The sequence below is a fragment of the Streptomyces sp. NBC_00820 genome (assembly GCF_036347055.1).
Taxonomy (GTDB): Bacteria; Actinomycetota; Actinomycetes; order Streptomycetales; family Streptomycetaceae; genus Streptomyces.
This window is the reverse complement of record NZ_CP108882.1, coordinates 1,990,622-2,015,541: the sequence shown is the minus strand read 5'-3', so window position 1 is coordinate 2,015,541 and position 24,920 is coordinate 1,990,622. Positions and strand designations below refer to the sequence as shown.

Genomic DNA, 24,920 nt, shown 5'->3' with positions numbered 1-24,920 from the left:
GGTACATGAGCGATCACGCGGTGCTGCACGTGAGGGGCCGGGTCCTGGCCGGGCCCGAGGACGTCCGCGACGAGCTGTGGGTGGTCGGGGGCCGGATCTCCTACGACCGCCCCGCCGGCGCCGGTGACGTCCGCACCGTCGAGGGCTGGGCGCTGCCCGGCCTCGTCGACGCCCACTGCCACGTCGGGCTCGACGCGCACGGCCCGGTGGACGCGGACACCGCCGAGAAGCAGGCGCTCACCGACCGGGAGGCCGGCACCCTCCTCATCCGTGACGCGGGCTCGCCCTCCGACACCCGCTGGACCGACGACCGCGACGACCTTCCGAAGATCATCCGGGCCGGCCGGCACATCGCCCGCACCCGCCGCTACATCCGCAACTACGCCCACGAGATCGAGCCGGACCAACTCGTCGCGTACGTCGCCCAGGAGGCCCGGCGCGGCGACGGCTGGGTCAAGCTCGTCGGCGACTGGATCGACCGCGACCTCGGCGACCTCTCCCCCTGCTGGCCCCGCGAGGCCGTACAGGCCGCCATCGCCGAGGCCCACCGCCTCGGCGCCCGCGTCACCGCGCACTGCTTCGCCGAGAGCTCGCTGCGCGACCTGGTCGAGGCAGGCATCGACTGCGTCGAACACGCCACGGGGCTGACCGAGGACCTGATCCCGCTGTTCGCCGAGCGCGGCGTCGCGATCGTCCCGACCCTCGTCAACATCGCCACCTTCCCGCGCCTCGCGGCCGGCGGCGATGACAAGTTCCCGCGCTGGTCGGCCCATATGCGCCGGCTGCACAAGCGCCGCTACGACACCGTCCGCGGGGCCTACGACGCCGGGATCCCGGTGTACGTCGGCACGGACGCGGGCGGCTCCCTGGCCCACGGCCTGGTCGCGGCCGAGGTCGCCGAACTGGTCACCGCGGGCATCCCCCCGGTGGACGCGCTCGCCGCGACGAGCTGGTCGGCCCGCGCCTGGCTCGGCCGCCCCGGCCTGGAGGAGGGCGCACCCGCCGACCTCGTCGTGTACGAGGCGGACCCCCGGGCGGACGTGCGCGTACTGGCGGCGCCGCGACGGGTGGTGCTGAACGGGCGCGTGGTGGATTGACTTGCTCCTCGGGCTGAAGCCCGAGGATTCTGGCCTTCTCGTCCGATGCCGTGCCGCTACGCGGCACGAGGTTCGGGGGAGAATCCGTGGCTTCCTGCTTCGTCGCGCTGCGCCAGGACGGGTCCTGGTCTTATCTGCGCTCCACAGGCTGCAACCGCCAGTCCGGCGGCCGTCTTGACGTTCTTCGCGGCGTTGTGGTCCCGGTCATGGACCGCACCGCAGGCGGCACAGGTCCAGGTCCGGATGCGCAAGGGCTTGGGGCCGTCCTTGGCCCCGCACTGTGAGCAGACCTGGCTGGTCGGCTCGAACCGGCCGATCTTCACCAGGGTCCGCCCGTACCTGACCGCTTTGTACTCCAGCATGTGTACGAACTGCGACCAGCCCGCGTCATGCACACTCTTCGCCAGTCTGGTGCGTGCGAGTCCTTTGACCGCCAGGTCTTCCACGCCGATCGCTTGGTTGTCGCGGATCAGCTGTGTGGAGAGCCGGTGGTGGAACTCACGGCGGGCGTCGGACACTTGTGCGTGGGCGCGAGCGACCTTGAGTCGGGCCTTCTCGCGGTTCTTCGATCCCTTCTGTTTACGGGACAGCTCGCGTTGGGTCTTCTTGAGTTTCTTCTCCGCGCGCCGCAGGAACCGCGGGGAGTCAATCTTCGTGCCGTCGGAAAGGACGGCGAAGTGCGTCAGCCCGAGGTCGATGCCGACTGTCTGGTCACTGTCGGGCATCCGGACGGCGTCGGCGGCCGGGTCGGTGTCGATGACGAACGAGGCGAAGTAGCGCCCGGCCGCATCCTTGATCACGGCGACCGACGTCGGGGTGGCGGGCAGGGCGCGGGACCACTTCACTTTCACCGCGCCGACCTTCGGCAGGTTCAGCCGCCCACTGTCAGTGACCGACCAGCGGGCATTGGCCGTGAACCGGATCGACTGCCGCTTGTCCTTGCGGGACTTGAACCTCGGTGCACCCGTTCTCGGTCCCTTGCGGATGCCCTTGAGGGAGGTGAAAAAGTTGCGGTAGGCGGCCTCCACGTCGCGCAGGGCCTGCTGGAGCACAACCGAGGACACCTCCCCCAGCCAGGAGCGCTCCGCAGTCTGTTTGGCCTGGGTGATCAGCTTTTTGGACAGCTCACCGGCCGTCGGGAACACTGCGCCCGTCCTCCGGGCTTCCTCGCGGGCGCGCACCGCGTCGTTGAACACGACGCGGGCGCACCCGAATGCCTGGGCCAGCGCGGCGCGCTGGGCGGTGTCCGGGTACAGGCGGAAGCTGTACCGAAGCTGCATGACGGCCACGATACATACTTGGGTTATGGGCGAAATGCAGAAGATCAGGACTGGCCGGCACTGTGTTTTCGTGATGCATGTGCACTTGGTCTTCGTGACCAAGTTCCGGCACAAGGTGTTCACGGATGTTCATCTGACACGCATGGAGGAGATCATGCGGTCGGTGTGCGAGGACTTCGAGTGCGAACTGGTGGAGTTCAACGGCGAGGACAATCACGTCCACCTCCTGGTGAACTTTCCGCCCAAGGTCGCCGTCACGAAGCTGGTCAACTCCCTCAAGGGTGTCTCCTCCCGCCGTCTGCGCCAGGAGTTCCCCGACCTGGTGCGCCACTACTGGCGGGCCAACAAGCTCTGGTCCGGGTCCTACTTCGCCGGAACTGTCGGCGGCGCCCCGCTCTCCGTGGTCAAGCAGTACATCGAGCAACAGAACCGGCCCGTGTGAGCATCACCCGGCTCCGCCGGGACCAGCCATCGCGGTGCTCCGCACCACGGGTGGTGAACACGCGATGTCCGGCTCCGCCGGCCAGGAATCCGCAACGCTCCGCGTCGCCACGACAAGATTCACTTCACCACCGGACTGAAGCCCTATGCGCTGCGAATGAATCCCGGTAGCGGCACGCGGAGAGCTCACGGAGGGCACGTCGAGGGCACGCGGAACGAAGGGAACGCGTGTGCTTGATGATTCGAAGAGGCGTGCGGAATATCCACGAATGAGTGAAGTAACTCAGGATTGCTGACCGTTCACCCACAGTGCGTAAGGGTGGTCGGGTCCCAAGCATGTCCCGTCTGGGGGTCCCACCGCCTTGAACAGCAACAACTTCCTTATGCCCGCACGTCGTCTCGCCGCTCTCGCGACGGTGACCGCCGTGACCGCGGCTCCCGTGCTCCTCGGCGCGAGCGCGGCGCACGCGACCGGTGAGCACACGACCGGGAAGCACGGTCGCGCCTCCGCCGTCGTCCTGCGCGCCGGGCTCGACGTGTCCCTGCTCAACAAGACCGTGAACGTCCCGCTCGCGGTCTCGCTCAACGAGGTCCAGGCACCGAGCAGCGCCGACAGGACGGCGCTGTCGGCCCGGCTCGACGGCGTGAACGGGGGCAGGCCCTTCACCGTCCTCGGCGCGGACGTCGCCTCGGCCAGGGCCACGGTGACCGCGAAACGCGCCGAGGGCTCGGTCCGCCTGGTCAACGCCCGGCTCCACGTTCCCGGACTGCCGCTGCTGTCCCTCGTCGAGGTCGGCACGGTCACCGCCGACGCCGTCTGCGAGGTGGGCAAGGCGCCCACCGCCTCCGCGAACGCCCTCGGCAGCATCACGATCCTGGGCAGGCGCGTCACCCTCACCGTCGGCGGCCCGACCCGGGTGAAGGTCCCCGGCGTGGGCGAGGTCGGCCTCTCCTACGCCCAGCACCGCACGACGACCCGCACGGCGGCCGCCACCGCCCTCGAACTCAAGGTGTCCGTCAACCCCCTGAAGCTGAACGTGGCGGAGGTGGAGGGCACTCTGACCCTCGCCAAGGCCACCTGCGAGTCCCCGATGCACCGCCCCACCGGCCATCCGGCACAGAGTCACGACCCGGCCGGCTCTCAGGCATCCGGTCAGGACCCGGCCGGCTCCCCGGTATCCGGTCAGGACCACGGTGGCTCCCCGGCATCGGGCCAGGACCAGGCCGACTCCCCGGCATCCGGTCAGGACCCGGCCGTTCGGACAACGTCGAGCCCTGACGCGGCCTCCGGGGTCAAGCCCCAGACGGTCCGGGCCGACCTGGCGGCGACCGGCGGCGCCTCGGCGACGCCGTACATCGCGGGCGGCGCGGTGGCGTTGCTGCTGGTGGGCGGGGGAGTGGTGACGGTGGTGCGCAGGCGCAAGGGCTGAGCCGACGGCCGGCGCGGTCGCCGACCGCGGCACGGGCCGGCGGCCGGCACCCGCGCCGGGCGGGGTCTCACCGGTGCCGAGGCGATCGCGCCGAGGCACCCGGGCGGGACCCCGCCCGGCGCGGGTGGGCGAGGGGGCTACGGGGGTCCGGTCACGTCAGCACGGCGGACAGTGCCCGCAGGAACCCCCTGACCGTGCCCCGGTCCCGCACCGCCACCCGTACCCACTCCTCGCCGAGCCCCGGGAACGTGTCCCCACGCCGTACCGCGTAGCCGAGTTCGCGCAACCGCCGTCGTACCGAGGCGGCCCCGGGAATCCGTACGAGCAGGAACGGCCCCTCGGCGGGTTCCACCACCCGCACCCCGTACGGGGCGAACGCGGCCAGCCCCGCCACCAGATGGCCCCGGTCCGACGCGATCCGGTGCGCCGCGTGCGCCGCCTCCGCCAGCGCCCTAGGCGCCACACACGCCTCGGCCGCGGCCAGCGCGGGGGTGGAGACGGGCCACAGCGGCTGCGCCCGCTCCAGCGAGGCGACGACCTCGGGGTCGGCCAGCACGTACCCGATCCGCAGCCCCGCCAGCCCCCACGTCTTGGTCAGGCTGCGCAATACCACCAGCCCGGGTACGTCCGTCCGTCCGGCCAGCGCCTCCCGCTCACCCGGCACCGCGTCCATGAACGCCTCGTCGACCACCAGCGTCCGCCCGGGACGGGCGAGCCGCGCCACGCTGTCCGCGGGATGCAGCACGGACGTGGGGTTCGTCGGATTCCCGATCACCACCAGATCCGCGTCCTCGGGAACCGCCGCCGCGTCCAGCCGGAACCCGTCCTCGGCCCGCAGCAGCACCCGGTCCACGGTGTGCCCCGCGTCCCGCAGCGCCGCCTCGGGCTCGGTGAACTGCGGGTGCACGACGACCGGTCGACGCACCTTCAGCGCGCGCGCCAGCAGCACGAACGCCTCCGCCGCCCCCGCCGTCAGCAGTACCCGGTCCACCGGCAGCCCGTGCCGCGCCGCCACCGCCGCCCGCGCGGCCCGTCCGTCCGGATAGGCCGCCAGCGAGGACAGCGACGCGGCGATCTCGTCCCGCAGCCAGGCCGGCGGCGTGTCCGCGCGCACGTTGACGGCGAGGTCGACCAGCGCGGCCCCGTCGTCCCGCACCTCGGCGTCCCCGTGATGCCGCAGGTCGTGGCCGTTGTCGGGCCCGCCCTGGGTCTCCCGGTCGTGCTCGCTGTCGGGCCCGCCCCGGGTCTCCCGGTCGTACCCGCCGTCCAGCCCGCCCCGGGTGCCCAGGCCGTGCCCGCCACCCGGTCCGTTCCCGGTGCCGTCAGTGCGCATGGCTGTGTGAGTGCCCCCCGTGATGGTGGTGCCCGTGACCGTGCTCCTGCCCCGGCCCGTGGTGGTGGTCGTCGTCGTCCGGGTGGAAGTGCGGCTGCTGCGGCAGCCCCACCTTGTCCGCGAACCCCGGCAGCGCGATCCGGTACACGCACGAGTCGCAGTTCATGCGCAGGTCGCCCTCGACGGCCTCCCTGTACCGCTCCATCACCAGGTCCAGCAGCTCCGGCTCGGGCCCGATGACGTCCGCCGACCGCACCTCGGTCTCGGGATGCGCGGCCGCCCAGTCCCCGGTCTGCCGCCGCACCCGGTCCGGCAGGATCCCCGTGAACAGGAAGTAGGGCAGCACCACGATCCGCCGCGCCCCCAGCCGGGCGCACCGGTCGAGCCCGCTCGGTACGTCCGGCGCCGCCAGCGACACGAACGCCGTCTCCACACCTGCGTACCCGCGCCCCTCCCACAGCAGCCGCGCCGCCTTGTGCACCTCGGCGTTGGCGTCCGGGTCGGTGGACCCGCGCCCCACCAGCAGCACGGTCACCTCCGCGCGCTCCTCGGGCGTACGGGCGGTGTCCCCGAGGGCCTCGTCGAGGCGCCGCTCCAGCACGTTCAGCAGCGCCGGATGCGGGCCGAGCGGGCGCCCGTAGCTGTACGAGATGCCCGGGTGCCGCTCCTTCTCGCGGGCCAGCGCGGCCGGGATGTCACCCTTGGCGTGTCCGGCGGACACCAGCATCAACGGCACGGCGGCGAACCGCCGTACGCCCTGTCCGACCAGCTCGGTCACGGCGTCGCCCAGCGGCGGCGGGGACAGCTCGATGAAGCCGCCCGCGACGGGCAGTTCGGGGTGACGGCGGCCCAACTCCCGTACGAAGTCGCGGAACGCCTCGGCTCCGGCCTCGTCCCGGGTGCCGTGGCCGGCGATGAGCAGGGCGGGCGGCGGGGTGGTCACGGGGTCTCCTCCGGGGTGATCGGATGGTACAGCAAGGCGTTGAGGGCGGCGGCGGCGACCGCCGAGCCGCCCTTCTCGGACACGTTGCTCACGGCGGGCAGCCCGCTCGCGCGCAGCGCCTCCTTGGACTCGGCCGCGCCGACGAAGCCGACGGGCAGGCCGATGACGAGCGCGGGGGCGGCGTCCAGGGTCAGCAGCTCCTCCAGGGCGGTCGGCGCACAGCCGATCACCCACAGGGCTCCGGGCCCGACCTCCTCGTACGCGAGCCGGACCGCATGGGCCGAACGAGTCAGTCCAGGGCCGGACTTGGCGTCCTTCAGCCGGCAGACGGTCTCCCGGCGGGTGATGCCGGCCGCGACCATCTCCACGTCCACGACCACGGGCGCCCCGGCGTGCAGCGCGGCATGCGCCTTCACCAGGTCGCCCTCGGCCAGGACGAGGTCGTCCGCGTACTCCAGGTCGGCCGCGGAGTGGATGACCCGCTCCACCACGGCCCGGGTCAGCGGCGCGAGGTGCGAGGTGTCCAGACGGGCGCGCAGCCGCCGGAAGGACTCCTGCTCGATCGGGTGGACCACACGGTCGGCGGGGTTCACGGCGGTCACGGCATTCACGGCGGTCACGGCGTTCGCGGCGTTCGCAGCGTTCATCGGGCGTCCTCCCGCGTGCTCTCCTGCCAGCGGTAGCCGCGCGGGGTCACCATCCGCCCGGCGATGTTCCGGGTCGCGGTGTTGCCCACGGTGACCACCGTCATCATGTCGACCGTCGCCGGGTCCAGCGCGGCCAGCGTGGTCAGCCGGCTCGACTCGTCCGGCCGCGAGGCGTTGCGGACGACCCCGACCGGCGTCGCCGGTTCCCGGTGCTCCGCGAGGATCGCGAGCGCCTTCGGCAACTGCCAGTCCCGGCCCCGGGAACGCGGGTTGTAGAAGGTGACGACGATGTCGGCCTCGGCCGCCGCCCGTACCCGCCGCTCGATGACCTCCCACGGCGTGTGCAGGTCGGACAGGCTGATCGACACGTGGTCGTGGCCCAGCGGCGCGCCCAGGATCGCCCCGGCGGCCAGCGCCGCCGTCACGCCCGGCACGCCGACCACGTCGATGTCGTCGGCGGCCTCGGCGAGCGCGGGCGACGCCATCGCGTACACCCCCGCGTCCCCGCTGCCGATCAGCGCCACCGCGTGCCCCTCGCGGGCCATTGAGACCGCCGTACGGGCGCGTTCCTCCTCGGCCCCGAGCCCCGACTCCAGCACCCGGGTGCCCGGCCGCAGCAGATCGCGGATCTGGTCGACGTACTGGTCGAGCCCCACCAGCACAGAGGCGCGCCGCAGTTCGTCGGCCGCGCGCGGCGTGAGCAGGTCCCGGGCGCCGGGTCCGAGCCCCACCACCGCGAGCCGCCCGCGCCCCGGACGCCGTACGACGGCACAGGTCGCCATGGCCGGCTGCCCGTCGGCACGCTCGGACTTCCGCTTGGGCACGAGGAGTTCACCGCCGCGCGCCAGCGCCGCCGCCTCGGCCACCGACGGGGTGCCGACAGCGGCGAGGGGCGCGTCGGAGGGGTTCGGCACCTCGACGGCCGCCAACCGCCCGGCCGGGTAGGTCACCAGGGGCACCCCCAGCCGCTCGGCGGCCGCCACGATGCCCGGCTCCTCCGACTTGGCGTCCACGGTGGCGAGTTCGGCCACCGACGCCGCCGACAGACCCGCCTCCCGGAGCGCATCCTGGATCAGCCCGAGCACCTCCTCGGCCGGGGCACCCCTGGAGGCGCCCACGCCGACGACGAGGGACGGCGGCCGCAACAGCACCTCACGCTCGCCCGGTTCGACCGCCCGGTCGGTGAGCCGGATGGTGTACGACCCCTGCGCCGAGGTCGGCAGCGCGGGCAGCGGCCACGCCAACTCGGCCTCCAGGGTGACCGGTTCGCCGTCCAGCAGGGCCCGCGACACCGCGGCGAGTGACCCCTCGAAGGGGAACCCGAGGGTGTCGAGACCCGGCAGGCCGGCGGAGTCCGTCGCGGTCGTCACCACCGGCTCGGCGCCGAGCGACGCGCCCACCTCGCGGGCGAGTTCGTTGGCACCGCCACCGTGGCCGCCGAGCAGCGACACCGCGAACCGGCCCGTCTCGTCCACGCACACCACGCCCGGGTCGGCCGCCTTGTCGCCGAGCAGTGGTGCGAGCAGCCGTACGACCGCGCCCGTCGCCAGGAAGCACACCAGTTGTTCGCACTCCGCGAAGGCGACCCGCACGGCCTCCCCGACGGGGCCGTCGTACACCCGGGTGCGGTCGGGCCACGCCGCGGCCAGCCGGTCGCGTGCCACCGCCCCCGCCGCGGTGGCGGAAATGAGGCCGATCACTGAGCAACTCCTTCATCGGGAACGGGGGTTCTGACGCCCCACAGCAGGAAAACGGGATTGGTCGCGGCCAGCCGGGTCACGTCTCCCGGCAGCGGTGCCAGCCGCGACGACTGCAACAGCACGCCGTCACAGGTGAATCCGGCCCGTGCCAGCGCCTCGCGCGCCGCCGGCACCCGGTCCAGCGCGGCCATGGCGACGACGACGGTCCGCCGCGCCCGACGCGCGCACGCGTCGACCACGGCGGGCAGTTCGCGCCCGCCGCCGCCGATGAACACGGCGTCGGGATCGTCGGCCAGGCCGGACAGCGCGTCCGGCGCGGTGCCGTGTACCACGCGCACGCCGACGCCGTGCGCGTCCGCGTTGGCGCGGATCCGCTCCACCCCGTCCGGGGCCTTCTCGACGGCGACCACGGCCGCGCCGAGCCGCGCGCACTCCACGGCCACCGAGCCCGAGCCCGCGCCGACGTCCCACACCAGGTCGCCCGGACCCGGCCCGAGCCGGGCCAGCGCCAGCGCCCGCACCTCGAACTTCGTGATCATCGAGTCGCGGTGCGCGAACGCGCTCTCCTCCAGCGCCCAGCGCGCGGGCCGCGCGGGCACCCCGGCGACCGTACGGACCCCGCCCAGCGCCCGTGCCTCGTCCAGGCACAGCACCACGCTCACCGCCGTGCCCCAGTCGCGGGCCGCGGCCTCGGCGGGCGTCACCCGCTCCACGCGCTCGCGCTCCGGATCGCCGAGCGCGCGCACCACGACGAGCGTTCGCCGGCCGGGGCCGTGAGCGTCGCCGCCCCGGTGGCCGGTGCCGGTGCCGGTGACGGTGTCCTCGGCGTCGGCGGCCAGCGCGGCGCCCAGCTCGGCCGGACCGGAGCCGGGCCCGGTCAGCACCGCCACCTTCGGATGCGCCCGGCACATGTTGACGGCCGTACGCAGATCACGCCCGTGCGCGCTGACCACGACCGCGTCGTCCCACGGCAGCCCGATCCGCGCGAACGCGCCGGCCACCGAGGACACCCCCGGCCGCACGTCCAGCGACCCGGCCCCGAACCGCTCGGCCAGCGCCCGCACGATCCCGAAGAACCCGGGATCGCCGGAGGCCAGCACGACCACCGGCAGCTCCTTGCCGACGTACTCCGCGATCGCGTCCAGGGCGGGCGCCGGCGGTCCGAGCACGATCCGCTCCGCACCCGAGGGCAGCCGTACCGCGTCCAGATGCCGCCGCCCGCCGACCACCAGCGCGGCCCCGGCGAGCACGTCCTCGGGAACCGGCGCGCCCGTCCCCGTACCGACGACCGTGATCAACTGTTCGCCCCCCGCTCGCGCAACGCCCGCCGCGCCTCGGGGTCGGCCTTGCGGTAGCCGTGGAAGTGGCCGGGGTGGTACAGGTGCGAGCGGGTCCCGTGGGCGTCCAGGGCCGGGCCGACCAGGAAGAGGGTGTGCTTCCAGAGCTTGTGCTCCTTGACCGTCTCCTCCAGCGTTCCGATCGTGCATCGCACGATCAGCTCCTCCGGCCAGGTCGCCTGATGGGCGACGACCACGGGGGTGCTGGTCGGGTAGCCGCCCTCCAGCAGCTCGCGCACCAGCTGCCCGCTGCGCGCCGCCGAGAGGAAGACCGCCATGGTGGTGCCGTGCCGGGCGAACTCGCGCACCTCCTCGCCGGGCGGCATCGGCGTCTTGCCGCCGCCGAGCCGGGTGAGGATCACGGACTGGGCCACCTCCGGGATCGTCAGCTCGCGCCCCGCGAGCGCGGCGACGGCGGAGAAGGACGAGACGCCCGGCACGATCTCCGTGGCGATCCCGATCTCCGCGCACCGGTCCACCTGCTCCTGCGTCCCGCCCCACAGCGCCGGGTCCCCGGAGTGGATCCGCGCCACCCGCAGGCCCGTGTCGTGCGCCCGCCGGTAGACGGCCACGACGTCCTCCAGGGGCATGGCCGCCGAGTCCAGGATCTCCGCGTCCTCACGCGCGTGGTCGAGCACGTCCGCCTGCACCAGGCTGGCCGCCCAGATCACCACGTCCGCCTCGGCGATCGCGCGCGCGGCGCGGAACGTCAGCAGATCGGCGGCGCCGGGGCCGGCACCGACGAACGTCACCTTGCCGGTGGGGGCATCGGCCATGGAAGCGGCCATGGAGGGGAGTCCTCTCGTACGGAAACCCGCGCGGCGGCGGGAATGAAGCGGGATGGAGATGACAGAGCGGGAGGTCAGCGACGGCGGGGATGGCGCAAATACGCTGATGAGATGTGTGGAAAGTCAGGATCTGGGGCGTTTTCGGAGGCGCCGGATGTGCGCAAAGGGGCCTCCATCGGATAGCAAGTGCTTATGGCGGTCTTCGTCGCGCTCGGCGCGTTCCTGATGACGCTGGCCGGCGGCTGGACGGCACAGCGTGTGACCGACCGTCGCCACCTGGTCCTGGGCCTGGCGGGCGGCCTGATGCTGGGCGTGGTCGGCCTCGACCTGCTGCCGGAGGCGCTGCGCGCGGCCGGCAACGAGATCTTCGGCGTACCCGCGGCCCTGCTGCTCTTCGTGGCCGGCTTCCTGCTCGCCCACCTGGTGGAGCGCACCCTGGCCGCGCGCCAGGCTGCCCACGGCGGCGACGAGCACAACCATCGCGCGCCCGAGGTGGGCCTGACGGCCGCCGCGGCGATGGTCGGCCACAGCGCCATGGACGGCGTGGCGATCGGCGCGGCCTTCCAGGTGGGCGGCGGCATGGGCACGTCCGTCGCGCTCGCCGTGATCGCGCACGACTTCGCCGACGGCTTCAACACCTTCACCATCACGAGCCTGTACGGCAACGCCCGCCGCCGGGCCGTGGCGATGCTGCTGGCCGACGCCTTCGCGCCCGTCGTCGGCGCCCTGTCGACCATCTTCTTCCACATCCCGGAAGCGCTGCTCGGCGGCTATCTCGGCCTCTTCGGCGGCGTGCTGCTCTATCTCGCCGCCGCCGAGATCCTCCCCGAGGCCCACCACGAGCACCCCGCCCGCTCCACCCTGCTGTGCACGATCGCCGGCGCGGCGTTCATCTGGCTGGTGGTCGGCGTCTCCGGCGGCTGAGCCCGGCGCCCGCCTCACAACTTCCCGCCCCGCCCGCCGTCGCGCCGCGGGGGCGCGATCAGCGTGGAGAGATACGGCAGCGGCGTCCCGTCCAGCTCCGCGGCCGGCCGTACCGACTCCTCCGCGAGGCCGAGCGCCGACCCCCACACCGCGTCCCCGAGCCGCCCGGTCTCCCGCAGCGCGTCGGCGACCTCGGCGGCCTGCCGCCCGAACTTGTACGCCACGACCGTCCCCGGCCCGGCCAGCGCCTCCTTGAGCGCCGCGGCGCCCGCCGTCACCGGCACCAGCGTCAGCGGCTCGGTCCCCTCCGTCAGCACGGCACCCGACCGTGCCGCGAGGTCCTGCATCGCGGTGATCCCGGGCACGGTCTCGACCACGACATCCGGCACCAGCTCCGCGATGGTCTGCGCCAGATACGTGAACGTCGAGTACACGTTCGGATCCCCGATGGTCGCGAAGGCCACCGACCCGTGCGCCGCGAGCAACTCGGCGACCCTCGCGCCCGCCGCGTCCCACGCGGCCTCCCGGCGCGCCCGGTCCGTCCGCTCGTTCAGCGCGAACACCACGCGGACCACCTTCTCCGGCGGCACGTAGTGCGACACCGTCGCCTCGGCCCGTCCGCGCTCACCCGTGTCCATCACCGGTACGACGACGACCTCGGCCGCGCGCAGGGCGTTGACCCCCTTCACGGTCACCAGCTCCGGGTCACCGGGACCCACCCCGACTCCGACCAGCCTGCTGCTCATGACGTCCGGCACCTCTCCACGAACCGACGGGCCACACCGGGCTCGGCCGCCCAGTGCGTGTGCAGATAACTCGCGTGCACGCCCCCCTGCACGAAACCCTCGACCCGCCGCACCGGCGCCCGCACGCCCCACGCGGGAGCGGCTCCGGCCCCGGGCTCGACGACCGTCCGGTGGAACTCGTGCCCCCGCATCCGGGTCCCGGCGACGGCCAGCACACTGTCTCCGAGCGCCACGGCGTCCTGGTAGCCGAGAGTCAGCCGCTCGCTCATCCGCGCCGAGGCGTCCAGCACCCCGCACATCGGCAGGTCGTCCAACTCCCGGCACAGGTACAGCAGCCCGGCACACTCGGCGGCCACGGGAGCGCCGCTGAAGGCGAGTTCGGCGACGGCCTTGCGCAGGGGTTCGTTGGCGGACAGCTCACCGCCGTACACCTCGGGAAACCCGCCACCGATCACCAACCCGCCCGTCCCCTCGGGCAGTTCCTCGTCCCGCAGCGGATCGAAGGTGACGACGTCGGCGCCGGCGGCGGTGAGCAGCTCGGCGTGCTCGGCGTAGGAGAAGGTGAAGGCGGCACCACCGGCGACGGCGATCCGGGGCGCACGCTTGTCGGCCGACCGGGTCGGGTGGTCCTGGGCGGGCGAATCCACGGCCTCGGCCGCGTCCCAGGCCGCACACGACATCGCACCCGCGCTCCGCGCCAGCGCCATCAGCGCGTCCAGGTCACACCCGTCGGCGACCTGCGCGCCCATGGCCGCCACCGCCTCGACCGCGGCCGCACGCCGCTCGGCGACCGGCACCAGCCCCAGATGCCGCGACGGCGTGTCCACCTGAGCCGCCCGCCGCAGCACCCCCAGCACCGGCACCCCCGCCGAATCCAGCGCCTCCCGCAGCAGCTCCTCGTGCCGGTCCGACCCGACCTTGTTCAGGATCACGCCCCCGACCCGGACCTCCGGATCCCACGACGCGAACCCGTGCACCAGCGCCGCCACCGACCGCGACTGCGACGACGCGTCCACGACCAGCACCACCGGCGCCCGCAACAGCTTCGCGACATGCGCCGTGGACGCCAGCTCACCCTCACCCGCGGCCCCGTCGTACAGCCCCATCACACCCTCGACGACGGCCAGATCGGCCCCCCGCGCACCGTGCAGGAACAGCGGAGCGACCAGCTCCGGCCCGCACAGATAGGCGTCGAGGTTCCGCCCCAGCCGCCCCGTCGCGAGCGAGTGGTACCCGGGGTCGATGTAGTCCGGCCCGACCTTGTGCGGAGACACGGCGAGCCCCCGCGCGGTGAACGCGGCCATCAGCCCGGTGGCGACGGTGGTCTTGCCGCTGCCGGACGCCGGCGCGGCGATCACCAGCCGGGGAACGGAGGTCACCACTCGATGCCCCTCTGCCCCTTCTGCCCCACGTCCATGGGGTGCTTGACCTTGGACATGTCCGTCACGAGGTCCGCGAAGTCCACCAGCTTCTCCGGCGCGTTCCGCCCGGTGATCACCACGTGCTGGGTACCGGGCCGCTTCCGCAGCACCTCGACCACCTCCTCGGTGTCGATCCAGCCCCAGTGCATCGGGTACGCGAACTCGTCCAGCACGTACAGCTGGTACGACTCGGCCGCCAGGTCACGCTTGACCTGCTCCCAGCCCTCGCGCGCCTTCTCCTCGTTGTCCATCTGCGCGTCCCGCTGCACCCAGGACCAGCCCTCGCCCATCTTGTGCCAGTCGACGGTCCCGCCCTCGCCGGAGTCCCCGAGCACGCGCAGCGCCCGCTCCTCGCCGACCTTCCACTTCGCGGACTTGACGAACTGGAACACCCCGATCGGCCACCCCTGGTTCCAGGCCCGCAGCGCGAGCCCGAACGCGGCCGTCGACTTGCCCTTGCCGACACCTGTGTGCACGACGACCAGCGGGCGGTTACGCCGCTGACGCGTGGTCAGGCCGTCCTCGGGTACGACACTCGGCTGTCCCTGCGGCACTACGCGGCCCTCCTGGAAGTTCCCTTGGTCCCCTGTACATCCCTGACCAGCCCGGCGATCGAGTCGGCCCGCAACTCCTCCAGCGTCACCGCCGTACCGCCCAGCTCACCCGCGAGCCGCCCCGCGAGCCCGAGCCGTACCGGCCCCGACTCGCAGTCCACGACCACGGAGGCGACCGAATCGGCCGCGAACAGCCGCGCCGCCCGCCCCGCCAGCGCGACCGGCTCCGGGCCACCGGTGGCCCGCCCGTCGGTCACCACCACGACCAGCGCCCGCCGCGCCGGATCCCGCAGCCGCTCCACCCGCAGCACCTCGTGCGCCTTGAGCAGCCCGGCCGCGAGCGGCGTACGGCCACCGGTCGGCAGCGACTCCAGCCGGACGGCGGCCGCGTCCACGGAGGAGGTCGGCGGCAGCGCCACGTCCGCGGAAGAGCCGCGGAAGGTCACCAGACCGACCTTGTCCCGCCGCTGGTAGGCATCGAGCAGCAGCGACAGCACAGCGCCCTTCACGGCGCTCATCCGCTGCCGCGCCGCCATCGACCCGGAGGCGTCCACGACGAACAGCACGAGGTTCCCCTCGCGCCCCTCACGCGTCGCCTGCCGAAGATCGTCCCGGCGCAGCACCAGCCCCGGACCCGAGCGCCCGCGCGCCCGCTGATGCGGGGCGGCGGCCTGCACGGTGGCGGCCAGGTGCAGCTTGGTCAGCGCGCCCCGAGGACGCCGGGACCCGGTGGTCCGCCCGTGCTCGGTCCGGGCCCGCGACCGCCGCCCGGCCGCGCCCTCACCGATACCGGGCACGCTGAGCACCTTGGTGCGGAAGGGTTCGGCGGCCCGCGCGGGGGACCGCTCTCCCGGCCCGGCACCGGCAGGCTGAGGCTCCCCGCCCTCGCCGGCCTCGGGCTGGGCGCCCGTGTCGCCGCCCTGCGGACCTTCGTCGGGCGACGGCTGCCCGCCGTCGCCTCCGCCGCCGGGCCCGTCGGGATCGGGGTCGTCGTCCCCGGAGAACTCCTCCAGCGTCTCGTCCAGCTTGTCCTCGTCCAGCCCCGGAGCGTCGAACGGGTTCCGCCTGCGCCGATGCGGCAACGCCAGCAGGGCGGCCTGCCGCACGTCCTCGGCGAGCACATCCGTCCGTCCGGCCCACGCGGCCAGCGCGGTGGCGGTCCGCGCCATCACGATGTCGGCGCGCATGCCGTCGACCTCGAACGCGGCACAGGTCGCCGCGATCTGCCGCAGCGCCCCGTCGCCCAGCCGCACCTGCGGCAACAACTTCCTTGCGGCGATGATCCGTTGCCGTACGGCGGCCTCCTCGCCGGCCCACCGTGCGGCGAACCCGGCCGGATCGTCGTCGTACGCCAGCCGGCGCCGCACGACCTCCACGCGCTGCTCCGGCTCCCGCGAGGCCGCGACCTCCACGGTCAGTCCGAACCGGTCGAGCAACTGGGGCCGCAGTTCGCCCTCTTCGGGGTTCATGGTGCCGACGAGCAGGAACTTCGAGGCGTGCCGTACGGAGACACCCTCGCGCTCCACGTACGAGGCGCCCATCGCGGCGGCGTCCAGCAGCAGGTCGACCAGATGGTCGTGGAGCAGATTGACCTCGTCGACGTACAGGATGCCGCGGTGCGCGTCGGCCAGCAGCCCCGGCTCGAAGGCCTTCACGCCCTCGGCGAGAGCCCGCTCGATGTCGAGGGCTCCGACCAGCCGGTCCTCGGAGGCGCCGACGGGCAACTCGACCATGCGCGCGGGCCGTTGCGCCCCACTCCCGACCTCGTGCGGCCCGTCCGGGCAGGACGGGTCCGGTGCCGCCGGATCGCAGGAGAAACGGCAGCCGGAGACGACGGCCACCTCGGGAAGCAGCGCCGAAAGGGCCCTCACCGCAGTCGACTTGGCCGTGCCCTTCTCGCCGCGCACCAGCACACCGCCGACCGCGGGCGACACCGCGTTCAGCAGCAGCGCGAGCCGCAGGTCGTCCTGGCCGACGACGGCCGTGAACGGAAAGGGGGTACTCACTTCTCGTCGCCCTCCAAGTCGCCTTCAAGTTCGAGGTAGGTGGCGCGCAGCCGCTCCAGCGTGTCCGCGTCCGGCTCCGCCCACAGCCCCCGGTCCGCCGCCTCCAGCAGGCGCTCCGTGATGCCGCGCAGGGCCCACGGGTTGGACTTCCGCATGAAGTCCTGGTTCTCCGGCGAGAACACGTACTCGGCCGACAACTTCTCGTACATCCAGTCGTCGACCACACCCGCCGTGGCGTCGTACCCGAACAGGTAGTCCACGGTCGCCGCCATCTCGAAGGCGCCCTTGTAGCCGTGTCGGCGCATGGCCGCCATCCAGCGGGGGTTGACCACGCGCGCACGGAAGACGCGGTGCGTCTCCTCGCCGAGCGTGCGGGTCTTCACCTGGTCCGGTACCGCAGAATCACCCACGTACGCCTCGGGGCTGGCGCCCGTCAGGTGCCGCACCATGGCGACCATGCCGCCGTGGTACTGGAAGTAGTCGTCCGCGTCGACCAGATCGTGTTCGCGGGTGTCGACGTTCTTCGCCGCCACCGCGATCCGCCGGAACGCCGTCTCCATGTCCCCGCGCGCCGCGCGCCCGTCGAGCCCGCGCCCGTACGCGTAACCGCCCCACACCGCGTACACCTCGGCGAGGTCGGCGTCCGAGCGCCAGTTCCGCGCGTCGATCAGCGGCAGCAGCCCCGCCCCGTAGGCACCCGGCTTCGAGCCGAAGACGCGGGCCGTCGCGCGCCGCCGGTCACCGTGCTCCGCCGTGTCCTCCTCCACGTGCGCCCGCACGTAGTTGGACTCGGCCGGCTCGTCCAGCTCCGCCACCGCCCGTACCGCGTCGTCGATCAGCCCGACCACGTGCGGGAACGCGTCGCGGAAGAAACCGGAGATGCGGACCGTGACGTCGATGCGCGGCCGGCCCAGTTCCGCCAGGGGCACGACCTCGAAGCCGGTCACCCGGCGCGAGGCGTCGTCCCACACCGGGCGACAGCCCAGCAGGGCCAGGATCTCGGCGATGTCGTCGCCCTGGGTCCGCATGGCCGACGTGCCCCACACCGTCAGGCCGACCGACTTCGGATACGCGCCGGTGTCCTGGAGGTACCGCTGGACGAGGGAGTCCGCCAGCGACTGCCCGACCTCCCAACTCAGGCGGGACGGAATGGCCTTGGGGTCGACGGAGTAGAAGTTGCGGCCGGTCGGCAGCACGTTGACCAGGCCGCGGGTCGGGGAGCCCGAGGGGCCCGCCGGGACGTAACCGCCGTCCAGCGCGCGCAGGATGTGCCCGATCTCGTCGGTGGTCCGGGCGAGGCGCGGTACGACCTCGGCGCAGGCGAACTCCAGCACGGACACCGCGTCGGCGAGTTCGAAGCCGAGCACGTCACGCAGCAGCGGTCGTACGGCCGCGCCGTCCCACGCCCGGGACTCCATGCCCTCCGCGAGCCGCCGGCACAGCTGCTCCAGCAGGTCGATCGCGTCGGACGCCGTACGGGACGGCCCCTCCACCAGGTCCGTCAGCTCCACCGGCACCTTCACCGGCGCGCCCGGCTCGGCCAGCAACTCCTTCTCCACCAGATCGAAGTGGGCCGCGAGCGAGGCGCGCAGTCCGGGCAGCGCGTCGGCCTGCCCGCCCCATATCTGCGAGGCGCGCAGCACGGCCAGCACGAGGTTCACGCGCGGCTCGCCCTCCGGGCCGCCGCCGAGGATGTGCAGACCGTCCCGGATCTGCACGTCCTTGATCTCGCACAGGTAGCCGTCGATGTGCATGACGAACGCGTCGAAGTCGTCGTCGTCCGGCTGGTCGTCCACGTGCAGGTCGTGGTGGAGTTCGGCCGCCTTGACCAGCGTCCAGATCTGCGCGCGCACGGCCGGCGCCTTGGTCGGGTCCAGGTCGGAGACGAGGGCGTACTCGTCGAGCAGCTGCTCCAGCTTGGCCAGATCCCCGTAGGTGTCGGCGCGCGCCATCGGCGGCACCAGGTGGTCGACCACGGTGGCGTGCCCGCGCCGCTTGGCCTGGGTGCCCTCGCCGGGGTCGTTGACGATGAACGGGTAGATCAGCGGCAGTTCACCGAGTACGGCGTCCGGCGCGCATCCGCGCGACAGCCCCAGCCCCTTGCCGGGCAGCCACTCCATCGTGCCGTGCTTGCCCATGTGCACGATCGCGTCCGCGCCGAAGCCCCCCTCCGACGTCGCGGCCTCCAGCCAGCGGTAGGCCGCCATGTAGTGGTGGGAGGGCGGCATGTCGGGGTCGTGGTAGATCGCGATCGGGTTCTCGCCGAAGCCGCGCGGCGGCTGGATCATCACCACGACGTTCCCGAACCGGAGGGAGGCGAGCACGATGTCGTCGCCGTCCACGTACAGGCTGCCCGGCGGCTCGCCCCAGGCCTCCAGCATGCCCTCCCGCAGCCCTGGTTCGAGCCGGTCGAACCAGGCCCGGTAGTCCGCGAGCGGCACCCGCGCGGGCGCGGCCGCCAGCTGCTCCTCGGTCAGCCACTCCACGTCGTGGCCGCCGGCCGCGATGAGCCGGTGGATCAACTCGTCGCCCTCGGCGGGGTGTCCGGTGACGCCGTAGCCGGCGTCGCGCAGCGCGTCCAGCACCCGCACGGCCGACGCCGGAGTGTCCAGGCCGACCGCGTTGCCGACCCGCGAGTGCTTCGTCGGATAGGCGGTGAAGACGAGCGCGACCTTCTTCTCCGCGTTCGGCCTGTGCCGCAACGCGGCGTGCCGTACGGCGATTCCGGCGACCCGGCCGGCCCGCTCGGGGTCGGCGACGTACACCGGGACCTCGTCGGGGCCCTGCTCCTTGAAGGAGAACGGCACGGTGATCAGCCGCCCGTCGAACTCCGGGATCGCGACCTGCATCGCCGCGTCCATGGGGGACAGGGCGGCGTCCGACTCGTCCCAGGCGCTCCGCGAGGAGGTCAGGCAGAGCCCCTGCAGCACCGGCACGTCGAGGTCGGCGAGCGCCCCGACGTCCCACGCCTCCTCGCCCGCCCGTCTCCCACCACCACCCTCAACGGAGGTGCTTCGCACCACTGGATCCTTTCCGCCCGCCGAGGCCTGCGAGGCGTGCGTGCCGCCCGCGGCCAGCACGGTGGCGACCAGGGTGTCCGCCTTCGCCAGCAGCTCGTACAGCCCGGCGTCCGCGCCGCGCAGCGAACCGCAGTACACGGGAAGGGCGTTGGCCCCCCGGTCCTCGATCGCGTCGCACAGGGTGTCCACGAAGGCGGTGTTGCCGCTCAGCTCGTGCGCCCGGTAGAAGAGCACACCCACGGTCGGCCGGCCGGCCACCAGGGCACGCTCGCCGTGCACCCCGAACTCCGGCATCTTCCGCGGCTCTTCGAAACCCTCGCCGGTCAGCAGCACGGTGTCGGACAGGAACCGGGACAGCTCCAGCAGGTTGGCGGACCCGCCCTCGACCAGGTACCTGAGCGCCTCCGCGACCACACCCGCCGGCACCGACGACTCGGCCATCAGCTCGGCGTCCGGCACGCTCTCGCCGCCCAGCAGCACGGTCGGCACCCCGGCCACCCGCAGCGCCGCCAGCCCGTCCTCCCAGGCGCGCTTGCCGCCCAGCAGCCGTACGACGGCGATGTCCGCGCCGTCGACCAGTCCGGGCAGCTCGCCGGCGACGTCGACGCGGGTCGGGTTGCCGATGCGGTACCCGGCGCCGGAGGCCCTGGCCGCCAGCAGATCGGTGTCGGCGGTCGACAACAACAACACTGTGCTCATGCGGGCGCTCCCGGTGGAATGAAAGGCAGTCCTTGCGGCGCGCCCGACTCGATGAGCCGCCAGAGCGCGTCCGTGTCCGCGTGCTGTTCGATCAGGTCGCCGAGCCGGTCCAGCTGCTCCTCGCGCAGCTCGGCGAACGAGGTGTCGGGGGCCGGCACGAAGCGGCGCCCCGCGGCGGCGGCCACCTCGCGCAGGAAGGCCCGCCGGAAGCCGTCCGACTCCAGCGAACCGTGCCAGTGGGTGCCCCAGGTCCGGCCGACCCGGCAGCCGTCCAAGAAGCGCTCTCCACCGAGGACTTCGGCGACCCCGTGATGGATCTCGTACCCCTCGACCCGCTCGCCGAGGGCCTCGCCCACCGGCCGGGTCAGGGTCTTCTCGCGGGCGAACCGCACCCGCACCGGGAGCACGCCGAGCCCCGGGACGGACCCGGCGCGCGACTCGACCTCGTCCTCGATGTGCTCCCCGAGCAGCTGGAAGCCGCCGCAGACGCCGAGGACCGGCCGCCCCTCGGCGGCCCTGCGCACGAGGGCGTCCGCCAGGCCGCGCTCGCGCAGCCACTCCAGCGCCCGTACGGTCCCGCGCGTGCCGGGGACCACCACCAGGTCCGCGTCCGCCAGTTCCTCGGGCCGGTCCACGAACCGCACGACGACGCCCGGTTCTGCGGCCAGCGCGTCCACGTCGGTGAAGTTGGACATCAGGGGGATCGCGCAGACGGCGACCCGCAGCACGTCCTCGCCGTGCGGGGGAGCCACCGTCGACTCCCGGACCGTGCCGCGCAGGGAGACCCTGAGGCCGTCCTCCTCGTCGATGCCGAGGCCGTGCCGGAACGGCAGCACGCCGTAGGTGTGCCGTCCGGTGAGCCCGTGCAGCATGTCCAGGCCGGGCTCCAGCAGCGAGACGTCCCCGCGGAACTTGTTCACCAGGAACCCGGCGACCAGCTCCTGGTCCTCGGGCGAGAGCAGGGCGACCGTGCCGAAGAAGGAGGCGAACACGCCGCCGCGGTCGATGTCGCCGACGACGAGCACGGGCAGCCGCGCCCCCCGCGCGATCCCCATGTTGACGATGTCGGTGCGCCGCAGATTGATCTCGGCGGGTGAACCGGCCCCCTCACAGATCACCGCGTCATACGTGCCCCGCAACTCGGCCAGACAGTCCAGCACCGTGCCGAGGAGCCGCTGTTGGCGCCCGCCGTGGTAGCCGCGGGCGCTCATCTCGCCCACCGGCTTTCCCAGCAGCACCACTTGGCTGCTCTGTTCACCACCGGGCTTGAGCAGCACGGGGTTCATCAGCGCGGTCGGCTCGACGCGGCACGCCTGGGCCTGCATGGCCTGTGCCCGCCCGATCTCCGCGCCCTCGCGGGTGACGAAGGAGTTGAGGGACATGTTCTGCGCCTTGAAGGGCGCCACCTTGACGCCCTGGCGCACCAGCCACCGGCAGATGCCGGCCGTCACGACGCTCTTGCCGGCGTCGGAGGTGGTGCCGGCGACGAGGAGACCACCGTTCACTTTCCACGTCCCTTCACGATGGTGCGCGCGGCGACGGTGACGCCGAGCGCGAGCAGGCCGACGCGGCGGGAGAGCCGTACGGCCCGGTCGATGTCGGCCACGCTGACGGACCGCCCGGCGGCCCCGTTGAGCACGGGCCGGTGTTCGACGCGGCCGCCGTAGGCCAGCGTTCCACCGAGCCGCACGCCGAGGGCGCCCGCGAACGAGGCCTCGACGGGCCCGGCGTTGGGGCTCGGGTGCCGGCGGGCGTCGGCCCGCCAGGCCCGTGCGGCCCCGCGCGGGTCGGGTCCGGCGAGCGTGGCGAGTACGGCGGTCAGTCGGGCGCCGGGCCAGCCGGCGACGTCGTCGAGGCGGGCGGAGGCCCAGCCGTAGCGCCGGTGGCGGGGCGACTTGTGGCCCACCATCGCGTCGAGGGTGTTGACCGCCCGGAAGCCCAGCAGCCCCGGCACCCCGGCCACGGCGCCCCACACCAGCGCGCCCACGACGGCGTCGGAGGTGTTCTCGGCGACCGACTCGACCACCGCCCGGGCGATCCCGTCGGCGTCGAGGGCCTGCGGGTCGCGGCCGCACAGATGCGGCAGCCGGGCGCGGGCGGCCGGCACGTCCCCGGCCTCCAGGGCACGCCCGACGGCCCGCGCCTCCCGGGCCAGCGAGGTCCCGCCGACGACGGACCAGGCGGCGGCGGCGGTCAGCGCGAGGCGGGCGGCGGGGGAGCGGCGTACGGCGCGCTCGGCCACGGCACCCAGGGCCACGGCGCCACCGGCGCACACGGCGGTGTGCAGCGCGCCCCAGCCGCGGTGGTCGTGCCACAGCACGCGTTCCACGGCTCCGGCGGCCCGGCCGAACGCGGCGACGGGGTGCCCGCGGCGGGGATCGCCGAGGAGCAGGTCGCCCAGGAGGCCGGCGGCGGCACCGTACGCGTAAGTGCGATCGGCACCCATCGGCTCAGCCGGCCGTGGGCACAGGGGCGATCCTGGTACTTGTCCTCAACGGGCAGCCGAGCATGGCGGTATGTCCTCACTCAGGGTGTCCACGCCCTGGTTCGACGAGACCGGCGGCGAGAGTTCCTGGCTCCCGGGGGTTCCTACCCCGGTGACAGTGGCGGGACCGCGCCGGATTCGCACCGGACTTCCTCTGCTGCCGCCGTACATGGCCTGGGAAGTCCACCATGCGCCCGGAACGACGTCAACCTGCCGTTGACCTGCGGGGGGAGAGTGTGCTGAGCCCCACACCCCGGCCGCCCGAGCGCCACCGGGACATGCGAACGGCTCCCCGCGGCACATGCCGGGAGGAGCCGTTCAGCCGGTCGTTCAGTGGCCGGGTCGTTCGTTCGGCCGGGCGACCCGGCCGCGACCGGCCGAGTCTGCACGCGCAGTCAGGACACGCAGTCAGGACCGCCGAGCCAGGGCGCGCAGTCAGGACCGTCGAGCCAGGGCGCGCAGTCAGGACCGTCGAGCCAGGGCGCGCAGTCAGGACCGTCGGGTCAGGGCTTCGCGACGATCAGGCTGATGCCGTACGCCACCGCGGCCGCGCACGCCGCGAAGCAGACGTAGGCGCCGGCCAGCGCGAGCGCCGCCGAGCCGCCCTGCGCGACGGCCTTCTCGCGGCGGGCCAGGCCGTTGATGCCGAGGGTGAACAGGGCCACCAGGCCGACGGCCACCAGGAGGCTGACGCCGAAGACGGAGCCGATGGCCGCCCAGTCGATCTTCATGAGGATGCTTCCTTCGGTTACCGGGGCGCGGGGGTCAGACCGTGGCGGCCGGCGGGATGGCCGGGGTCGCGGGGGCCGGTTCGGCGATGGCCTGGGCCGGGATGGTGATCGCCAGGTCCTCGGTGACCGCGCCGGTGGGCGGCGGGGCGACCGCGGCCATGGCGGCGGTGACCGCGCCGATCGGCTCGGTGGTGGCGTCGTCGGCGGTGACGTTGGTGTGGTCGACGACCTCGCGGCGGGAGAACTTCCAGATCGCGGCGCTGGAGGCGATCAGGAAGACGGCGACGAGCGCGGTACCCCAGTCGCCGAGGTCCGTCACGGACTCGGCGCCCGCGCCGACCAGCGCGGCGGCCGGCAGGGTCAGCGCCCAGGCGACGAACATGCGGGTCGCGGTGGACCAGCGGACCACGCCGCCCTTGCGGCCGACACCCGCGCCCATCACCGCGCCGGAGACGACGTGGGTGGTGGAGAGGGAGAAGCCGAGGTGGGAGGAGGCCAGGATGGCCGTGGCGGCGCTGGTCTGCGCGGCGAAGCCCTGGCGCGGCTCCAGGTCGGTCAGACCCTTGCCCATGGTGCGGATGATCCGCCAGCCGCCGATGTAGGTGCCGAGCGCGATGGCCAGGCCGGCGGAGAGGATCACCCAGGTGGGAGGGTTCGAGCCGGGGGCGATGGTGCCGCCCGCGATCAGCGCGAGGGTGATGATGCCCATCGTCTTCTGGGCGTCGTTGGTGCCGTGGGCCAGGGAGACCAGGCCGGCGGAGGCTATCTGGCCGGCGCGGTAGCCCTTGCGGGTGGCCTCGCCGTCGGCGTTCTTGCCGATGCCGTAGGAGAAGCGGGTGGAGAGCATGGCGGCGAGGCCGGCCACGATCGGTGCGGCGACCGCCGGGAGCAGCACCTTGGTGACGAGGACGTCACCGTGGACCGCGCCGAAGCCGGCGGAGGCGACGGTGGCGCCGATCAGGCCGCCCATCAGGGCGTGGGAGGAACTGGAGGGCAGCCCCACCAGCCAGGTCACCAGGTTCCAGAGGATCGCGCCGGTCAGGGCGGCGAAGATGACCTCGGGACGGATGCCGTTCTCATCGACGAGACCCTTGGAGATCGTGTTGGCGACCTCCACGGAGAGGAAAGCGCCCACAAGGTTGAGGGCGGCGGACATGGCCACCGCGACCTTGGGCTTGAGTGCACCGGTCGAGATGGTCGTGGCCATCGCGTTGGCGGTGTCATGAAAACCGTTCGTGAAATCGAACGCGAGTGCGGTTACCACCACAATCGCGAGGATCAGCGAGAAGTTTTCCATTTACCCAGGCAATCGTTCGAGGTCATTGGCTGTTGGACCGT

Annotated in this window: 20 protein-coding genes and 1 riboswitch; of the genes, 4 read left to right on the top strand and 16 right to left on the bottom strand. The window is 73.3% G+C overall.

The window, feature by feature from the left end; genetic code table 11:
- Positions 1–5: 5 nt before the first annotated feature.
- Entirely contained in the window at positions 6–1,097 is a 1,092-nt protein-coding gene (locus tag OIB37_RS09240; protein ID WP_330457051.1) for an amidohydrolase family protein, read from the top strand.
- Positions 1,098–1,153: 56 nt separating this feature from the next.
- Here the strand turns inward: OIB37_RS09240 and OIB37_RS09235 are convergent, their stop codons facing one another.
- Positions 1,154–2,377 carry an RNA-guided endonuclease InsQ/TnpB family protein gene (locus OIB37_RS09235; RefSeq protein WP_330457050.1) on the bottom strand — a complete coding sequence of 408 codons (1,224 nt, stop codon included), beginning with the start codon at positions 2,375–2,377 and terminating at the stop codon, positions 1,154–1,156.
- Between the two features lie 25 nt (positions 2,378–2,402).
- Between OIB37_RS09235 and tnpA the strand changes: the two genes are divergently transcribed.
- Positions 2,403–2,819 (top strand): IS200/IS605 family transposase, encoded by a 417-nt coding sequence (gene tnpA, locus OIB37_RS09230; protein WP_330455731.1) that lies wholly within the window; start codon positions 2,403–2,405, stop codon positions 2,817–2,819.
- 361 nt (positions 2,820–3,180) lie between these two features.
- Positions 3,181–4,248: an SCO1860 family LAETG-anchored protein gene (locus tag OIB37_RS09225; RefSeq protein ID WP_330457049.1), complete on the top strand. Its 1,068-nt coding sequence runs from the start codon at positions 3,181–3,183 to the stop codon at positions 4,246–4,248.
- A 151-nt stretch (positions 4,249–4,399) separates the two neighbouring features.
- Here OIB37_RS09225 and cobC read toward each other — a convergent pair whose 3' ends face one another.
- The 6 genes from cobC to cobM are packed head-to-tail and all read right to left on the bottom strand — an operon-like array spanning position 4,400 to position 10,984.
- On the bottom strand, positions 4,400–5,581 hold the full coding sequence (gene cobC / locus OIB37_RS09220) for an Rv2231c family pyridoxal phosphate-dependent protein CobC (RefSeq protein ID WP_330457048.1): 1,182 nt from the start codon (positions 5,579–5,581) through the stop codon (positions 4,400–4,402).
- Positions 5,571–6,524, bottom strand: coding sequence for a sirohydrochlorin chelatase (locus OIB37_RS09215; protein ID WP_330457047.1), 954 nt, complete (start codon positions 6,522–6,524; stop codon positions 5,571–5,573). The genes cobC and OIB37_RS09215 overlap by 11 nt, the downstream gene beginning before the upstream one ends.
- A complete protein-coding gene (locus OIB37_RS09210) occupies positions 6,521–7,171 on the bottom strand; it encodes a precorrin-8X methylmutase (protein ID WP_330457046.1) in 651 nt (216 codons plus the stop codon). Before OIB37_RS09210 ends, OIB37_RS09215 begins: the two co-directional genes overlap by 4 nt.
- The gene (gene cobJ, locus OIB37_RS09205; protein WP_330457045.1) at positions 7,168–8,871 is read right to left on the bottom strand and encodes a precorrin-3B C(17)-methyltransferase; all 1,704 of its coding nucleotides are present in this window, start codon (positions 8,869–8,871) and stop codon (positions 7,168–7,170) included. The genes OIB37_RS09210 and cobJ overlap by 4 nt, the downstream gene beginning before the upstream one ends.
- A complete protein-coding gene (gene cbiE / locus OIB37_RS09200) occupies positions 8,868–10,169 on the bottom strand; it encodes a precorrin-6y C5,15-methyltransferase (decarboxylating) subunit CbiE (protein WP_330457044.1) in 1,302 nt (433 codons plus the stop codon). The genes cobJ and cbiE overlap by 4 nt, the downstream gene beginning before the upstream one ends.
- Positions 10,166–10,984 (bottom strand): precorrin-4 C(11)-methyltransferase, encoded by an 819-nt coding sequence (gene cobM, locus OIB37_RS09195; RefSeq protein ID WP_330461800.1) that lies wholly within the window; start codon positions 10,982–10,984, stop codon positions 10,166–10,168. The genes cbiE and cobM overlap by 4 nt, the downstream gene beginning before the upstream one ends.
- A gap of 204 nt (positions 10,985–11,188) precedes the next feature.
- Between cobM and OIB37_RS09190 the strand changes: the two genes are divergently transcribed.
- Positions 11,189–11,920 (top strand): ZIP family metal transporter, encoded by a 732-nt coding sequence (locus OIB37_RS09190; protein ID WP_330457043.1) that lies wholly within the window; start codon positions 11,189–11,191, stop codon positions 11,918–11,920.
- 14 nt (positions 11,921–11,934) lie between these two features.
- Here the strand turns inward: OIB37_RS09190 and cobI are convergent, their stop codons facing one another.
- The 9 genes from cobI to OIB37_RS09145 form a co-directional block, all read right to left on the bottom strand.
- Entirely contained in the window at positions 11,935–12,666 is a 732-nt protein-coding gene (gene cobI / locus OIB37_RS09185; protein WP_330457042.1) for a precorrin-2 C(20)-methyltransferase, read from the bottom strand.
- Positions 12,663–14,048 carry a cobyrinate a,c-diamide synthase gene (locus OIB37_RS09180; RefSeq protein ID WP_330457041.1) on the bottom strand — a complete coding sequence of 462 codons (1,386 nt, stop codon included), beginning with the start codon at positions 14,046–14,048 and terminating at the stop codon, positions 12,663–12,665. The genes cobI and OIB37_RS09180 overlap by 4 nt, the downstream gene beginning before the upstream one ends.
- The gene (gene cobO, locus OIB37_RS09175) at positions 14,042–14,641 is read right to left on the bottom strand and encodes a cob(I)yrinic acid a,c-diamide adenosyltransferase (RefSeq protein WP_330457040.1); all 600 of its coding nucleotides are present in this window, start codon (positions 14,639–14,641) and stop codon (positions 14,042–14,044) included. The genes OIB37_RS09180 and cobO overlap by 7 nt, the downstream gene beginning before the upstream one ends.
- Positions 14,641–16,647 carry a putative cobaltochelatase gene (locus tag OIB37_RS09170; protein WP_330457039.1) on the bottom strand — a complete coding sequence of 669 codons (2,007 nt, stop codon included), beginning with the start codon at positions 16,645–16,647 and terminating at the stop codon, positions 14,641–14,643. The genes cobO and OIB37_RS09170 overlap by 1 nt, the downstream gene beginning before the upstream one ends.
- Positions 16,644–20,366 carry a cobaltochelatase subunit CobN gene (gene cobN, locus OIB37_RS09165; protein ID WP_330457038.1) on the bottom strand — a complete coding sequence of 1,241 codons (3,723 nt, stop codon included), beginning with the start codon at positions 20,364–20,366 and terminating at the stop codon, positions 16,644–16,646. Before cobN ends, OIB37_RS09170 begins: the two co-directional genes overlap by 4 nt.
- Positions 20,363–21,871: a cobyric acid synthase gene (locus tag OIB37_RS09160; RefSeq protein WP_330457037.1), complete on the bottom strand. Its 1,509-nt coding sequence runs from the start codon at positions 21,869–21,871 to the stop codon at positions 20,363–20,365. Before OIB37_RS09160 ends, cobN begins: the two co-directional genes overlap by 4 nt.
- A complete protein-coding gene (locus OIB37_RS09155) occupies positions 21,868–22,812 on the bottom strand; it encodes a cobalamin biosynthesis protein (RefSeq protein ID WP_330457036.1) in 945 nt (314 codons plus the stop codon). The genes OIB37_RS09160 and OIB37_RS09155 overlap by 4 nt, the downstream gene beginning before the upstream one ends.
- A gap of 98 nt (positions 22,813–22,910) precedes the next feature.
- Positions 22,911–23,031, bottom strand: a riboswitch (cobalamin riboswitch).
- Between the two features lie 323 nt (positions 23,032–23,354).
- Positions 23,355–23,582, bottom strand: a complete 228-nt coding sequence (locus OIB37_RS09150) for a hypothetical protein (RefSeq protein WP_330457035.1) — start codon at positions 23,580–23,582, stop codon at positions 23,355–23,357.
- Positions 23,583–23,616: 34 nt separating this feature from the next.
- Complete coding sequence (locus tag OIB37_RS09145) at positions 23,617–24,879, bottom strand: inorganic phosphate transporter (protein ID WP_330457034.1); 1,263 nt, start codon at positions 24,877–24,879, stop codon at positions 23,617–23,619.
- Positions 24,880–24,920: the final 41 nt, after the last annotated feature.

Excerpts from the sequence above, each read along its gene's own strand:
- cobC (WP_330457048.1), bottom strand. The coding sequence starts at position 5,581 with ATGCGCACTGACGGCACCGGGAACGGACCGGGTGGCGGGCACGGCCTG.
- OIB37_RS09190 (WP_330457043.1), top strand. The coding sequence starts at position 11,189 with ATGGCGGTCTTCGTCGCGCTCGGCGCGTTCCTGATGACGCTGGCCGGC.
- OIB37_RS09145 (WP_330457034.1), bottom strand. The coding sequence starts at position 24,879 with ATGGAAAACTTCTCGCTGATCCTCGCGATTGTGGTGGTAACCGCACTC.
- OIB37_RS09150 (WP_330457035.1), bottom strand. The coding sequence starts at position 23,582 with ATGAAGATCGACTGGGCGGCCATCGGCTCCGTCTTCGGCGTCAGCCTC.
- cobM (WP_330461800.1), bottom strand. The coding sequence starts at position 10,984 with ATGGCCGATGCCCCCACCGGCAAGGTGACGTTCGTCGGTGCCGGCCCC.
- OIB37_RS09155 (WP_330457036.1), bottom strand. The coding sequence starts at position 22,812 with ATGGGTGCCGATCGCACTTACGCGTACGGTGCCGCCGCCGGCCTCCTG.
- cobN (WP_330457038.1), bottom strand. The coding sequence starts at position 20,366 with ATGAGCACAGTGTTGTTGTTGTCGACCGCCGACACCGATCTGCTGGCG.
- OIB37_RS09235 (WP_330457050.1), bottom strand. The coding sequence starts at position 2,377 with ATGCAGCTTCGGTACAGCTTCCGCCTGTACCCGGACACCGCCCAGCGC.
- OIB37_RS09210 (WP_330457046.1), bottom strand. The coding sequence starts at position 7,171 with ATGAACGCTGCGAACGCCGCGAACGCCGTGACCGCCGTGAATGCCGTG.
- OIB37_RS09240 (WP_330457051.1), top strand. The coding sequence starts at position 6 with ATGAGCGATCACGCGGTGCTGCACGTGAGGGGCCGGGTCCTGGCCGGG.
- cobI (WP_330457042.1), bottom strand. The coding sequence starts at position 12,666 with ATGAGCAGCAGGCTGGTCGGAGTCGGGGTGGGTCCCGGTGACCCGGAG.
- tnpA (WP_330455731.1), top strand. The coding sequence starts at position 2,403 with ATGGGCGAAATGCAGAAGATCAGGACTGGCCGGCACTGTGTTTTCGTG.